Origin of the sequence: Streptomyces sp. RP5T (assembly GCF_003933965.1) — a bacterium.
Classification (GTDB): domain Bacteria; phylum Actinomycetota; class Actinomycetes; order Streptomycetales; family Streptomycetaceae; genus Streptomyces.
Genome location: NZ_RSAJ01000702.1, coordinates 1 through 3,950 on the forward strand (window position 1 = coordinate 1; position 3,950 = coordinate 3,950).

Genomic DNA, 3,950 nt, shown 5'->3' on the forward strand with positions numbered 1-3,950 from the left:
GTATGGCAGTAGTCCAGGGCGATGGGGACCGCCTCGGTGCGCAGGGGGCCGTGCTCGTCCAGGGTGACCAGCCACAGCAGGCCCAGGTCGTTGCGCAGGGCCGGGTGGACGGCGTAGTCGTCGATGAAGTCGCCCAGGTCGTACAGGACGTGGTGGGTGAAGCCGTGGAAGACGTGCGCGGAGTGCCCGATGGCCAGATCGGCCCCGGCGGCGGTGAGGGCGGGGGCCGCACGGCGGACGTGCGGTACGGGACGGGCGGTCATGTTGGGGCCCCAGTGGACGCTGACCAGGACCATGTCGGTGGTGCGGGCCAGCCGGCCGATCGTGTCGGTCAGCCAGGTGTGCACGTCCTCGTGCCACAGGTCGGCGTAGGCCACCCCGGGCCTGTGGTCCGCGGCGGCGAACTCGGCGGGGTGGTCGGTGACCGCGACGACCCCGATGCGCAGCCCGCCGGCCTCCAGCACCAGCGGCGCGCGAGCCTCCTCGGGGGTGGCCCCGGCCCCGACCGTGCGGATGCCCGCGCGGGCCAGATGGAGTCGGGTGTCCAGGAGGGCGTCGGGGCCGTAGTCCAGGGCGTGGTTGTTGGCCAGGGACACGGCGTTCGCACCGAGTTCGGCCAGGACACCGGCGGCGCGGGGCGGGGCGCGGAAGAAGAACGCCTTGCCCGGCAGGTCGACCGGGGTGTCACGGTCGGAGATGCAGCATTCGAGGTTGAGCAGGAAGAGGTCCGAGGCGCCGACGGCGTTCCGCACGGCCTGGCTGAACAGGGGGCGCGGCCTTCGGTGCGCGATCACCTCGGCGACCCCGCGGCCCAGCATGGTGTCCCCTGCCAGTGCGATCGTGACGGCCATGGTCTCTCGCCTCCGCACACTCGGCCCGGCCGCGGGCCCCGGGGCAACAGGATCCGCCTCCCACCCGTTCGCCCGGCGCCGGCTCCGACGCTCGTTCACTGGTCCGGTGCAGGCCAACAAGAAGCATGCTCCTCGTCGCCCGCGCCGCCACAGGGTCCGATGGTCCCGAACCAAGGCCGGTCGACCCTGCCGCGTTCGTCCGGTTCGCGCTGGAATGGGTACCTGAGGAGAATGCGCCGTCGTGGTGCGGTGGCCGGACGTCGCCGGGGCCAGGGCGGGCGGTCGGGAGATGACGGTCATGCGTTTCGACGACCGCCGGGCGGCCGGACAAAGGCTCGCCCGGAATCTGGAGTTCCTGCGTGGCGGGCACGTGGTGGTGCTGGGGCTGACGCGCGGTGGTCTGCCCGTCGCCTACGAGGTGGCCCGGGCGCTGGGCGCGCCGCTGGATGTGCTCGTGGTGCGCAAGCTGGGTGTGCCGTGGCAGCCGGAGCTGGGCTTCGGCGCGATCGGTGAGAACGGGGTGCGTGTCCTCAATGACGACGTGATCGAGCAGGCCCGGCTGGAGCCCGATGAGCTGGACGCCGTGGAGCAGGCCGAGCGGGCCGAACTCCAGCGTGCGGTGCACCGCTACCGCGCAGGCCGGGCGCCGGTTCCGACGGCCGGGCGTACCGCGGTGATCGTGGACGACGGACTGGCCACCGGTGCCACCGCCGAGGCCGCCTGCCGGGTCGTACGACAGCAGGGCGCGGCGCGGGTCGTGCTGGCGGTCCCGGTCGGGCCGGTGTCCACCGTCGCGCGGCTGCAGGCGGTGGCCGACGACGTCGTCTGCCTGGAGTCCGTGCACCACCTCGGTGCGGTCGGCGCCTGGTACGACGACTTCACGCAGACCACCGACGCCGAGGTGACCTCCCTGCTGGCCCGGGCCGCACGTCCCGCGCCCGTGGACGCGCCCGCGCCCGGTCAGGAGGTGCTGGTGCCGACCGCCGGAGTGCGGCTGCTGGCGCAGCTCACGGTTCCGGACGCGGCGCAGGCGGTCGTGGCGTTCGCGCACGGCAGCGGCAGCAGCCGGCACAGCCCCCGCAACCAGTACGTGGCCGGCGTCCTCAACCGGGCCGGTCTCGGCACCCTGCTGCTCGACCTGCTCAGCGAGGAAGAGGAGAGCGACCGGGACAACGTCTTCGACGTCTCGCTGCTCGCCCGGCGCCTGTACGGCGCCGCCGACTGGCTGCGCCTCGAAACCGCCCTGCCCGTCGCCTACTTCGGGGCCAGTACGGGGGCCGCCGCCGCACTGGAGGCCGCCGCCGCACCGGACGCCGACGTCCGCGCGACGGTCTGCCGCGGCGGCCGCCCCGACCTGGCCACGCCCTCGGCGCTGGCGCGGGTGCGGGCTCCGACACTGCTGATAGTCGGCAGCAGGGACACCACGGTGCTGGACCTGAACCGGCTCGCCGCCGACCGGATGACCTGCGAGCACCACCTCGCGGTGGTCCCCGGGGCCGGCCATCTCTTCGAGGAGCCCGGCGCCCTGGCCACGGTCGCCCGGCTGGCCCGCGAGTGGGTCACCGGCCACCTCGCCACCGGAACGGTGCTGCCGGGCCGACGTGCGTGAGCACGGCGGCGACGCGTGGCCGGAGGCTCGCAAGGTCATCCAGAACGCCGGGCGTCGCACACCGGGTGTCGGACACAGGGCTCGGCCCCCAGGACGATTGCGCAAGCTCTAAACTGTCGGCGTGGACGCAGCGGAGACAGTGGAGACGGCCGACGTGAGCGGGTGGGAAGTCGCCGTCCTCGACGGCGGACCGGCCCACGGGATGCGGGTCAAGGTCGCCGACCGGCCCCGGGTCGTGCAGGTGTCGTACCCCTGCCGGGCGGAGGGCGCGCCGTCCGGGGTGCGGGTGGACGGCGTCTACGTCTACCGGCTCGATCACGGGGTGACGGACGAACCCCTGCGGTACGGCTTCGACATCGCCTGCCCCTGAGGCGCGGTCAGTCCCCGGGGGGCGCGGCCGTGCGGCGGCGCTCGTAGCGCGTCCTCGCCGCCAGCAGGCCCACCGCGTACAGGGCCAGGACGGCCGCGAGCAGTCCGTAATACACGCCGGGCAGCGCGCTCAGGCCGAGGGCCGCACCCGGCGGGGACACCGGCAGGAGCAGCCCGACCGCGGCCAGCGCGCAGGCCGACCAGGTCACCGGTCCCGGCCGTCGGACGCCCCGGCGCGACGTGCCCAGGGACAGCAGCACCATCACCAGGGCCTGCGTCAGCAGGTTCTCCGTGAACCAGCCCGAGTGGAACAGCGCCTCGTCGTCGCCGGGGCCCCGCAGGGCGAACGCCAGGACGCCGAAGGTCGCCAGGTCGGCCACCGCGTTCAGGGCGCCGAACCCGACGATGAACCGGAGCAGCACGCGGGGGTCCAGGACGCTCGGCCGGCGCAGCGCGGACGGGGCGGGGCGGTCGTGGGCGAAGGCCAGTTGGGCCGCGTCGAAGCACAGGTTCTGGACGAGGACCTGGGCCGGGAGCATCGGCAGGAAGGGCAGGAGCAGGCCCGCGGAGAGCATCGCGATCACGTTGCCGAGGTTGGAGGAGAGCGTGATCCGCAGGTACGAGGCGATGTTGCCGCCCGCGTGACGGCCGGCGGCGACGGCGTGGCCGATCGCGGTGAGGTCCTTCCCGGAGAGGACGAGGTCCGCGTTCTCCCTGGTCACCCCGGCCGCGTCGCGGGGGGCGATGCCCACGTCGGCGGTGCGCAGGGCGGGCAGGTCGTTGACGCCGTCGCCGAGGAGGCCGACCGTGTGGCCGCCGGCCTGGAGGGCCCGGGTGACGCGGGTCTTGTGCTCGGGTGCGCAGCGGGCGAAGACGGTCGTACGGCGGGCCAGTTCAGTGAGTTCGGCGTCGGTGAGGGTGTCGAGGCGGTCGGCGGTGAGGACCCCGGCCACCGGGACCCCGAGATCACGGCAGACCCGGACCGCGGTGCCCGGGTGGTCGCCGGTGAGGACCTTGACGGTGACGCCCCGTGCGGCGAGTCCGGCGAGGGCCTCGGCGGCGGTGGGGACGACGTCGTCCCGGAGGGTGACCAGGCCGCGGAAGGTGAGGCCGCGCTCGCG

Annotated in this window: 4 protein-coding genes; 2 read left to right on the forward strand and 2 right to left on the reverse strand. The window is 74.4% G+C overall.

Annotation, left to right across the window (positions count from 1 at the left end; genetic code table 11):
* Window positions 1–851, reverse strand: an 851-nt coding sequence (locus tag EHS43_RS39495) for a CapA family protein (protein WP_148104216.1), incomplete at its 3' end; no start/stop codon positions are given.
* Window positions 852–1,149: 298 nt separating this feature from the next.
* Here EHS43_RS39495 and EHS43_RS39500 point away from each other — a divergent pair.
* Together EHS43_RS39500 and EHS43_RS39505 are read left to right on the forward strand one after the other, a co-directional pair.
* A complete protein-coding gene (locus EHS43_RS39500) occupies window positions 1,150–2,460 on the forward strand; it encodes a phosphoribosyltransferase (RefSeq protein WP_125195389.1) in 1,311 nt (436 codons plus the stop codon).
* A 139-nt stretch (window positions 2,461–2,599) separates the two neighbouring features.
* Window positions 2,600–2,830, forward strand: a complete 231-nt coding sequence (locus tag EHS43_RS39505) for a hypothetical protein (protein ID WP_260470922.1) — start codon at window positions 2,600–2,602, stop codon at window positions 2,828–2,830.
* A gap of 7 nt (window positions 2,831–2,837) precedes the next feature.
* Here EHS43_RS39505 and EHS43_RS39510 read toward each other — a convergent pair.
* Window positions 2,838–3,950 (reverse strand): HAD-IC family P-type ATPase (locus EHS43_RS39510; protein WP_125195388.1); only part of this gene is annotated, 1,113 nt, incomplete at its 5' end.

Coding starts and splice junctions, on each gene's coding strand:
- EHS43_RS39500 (WP_125195389.1), top strand. CDS start 1,150: ATGCGTTTCGACGACCGCCGGGCGGCCGGACAAAGGCTCGCCCGGAAT.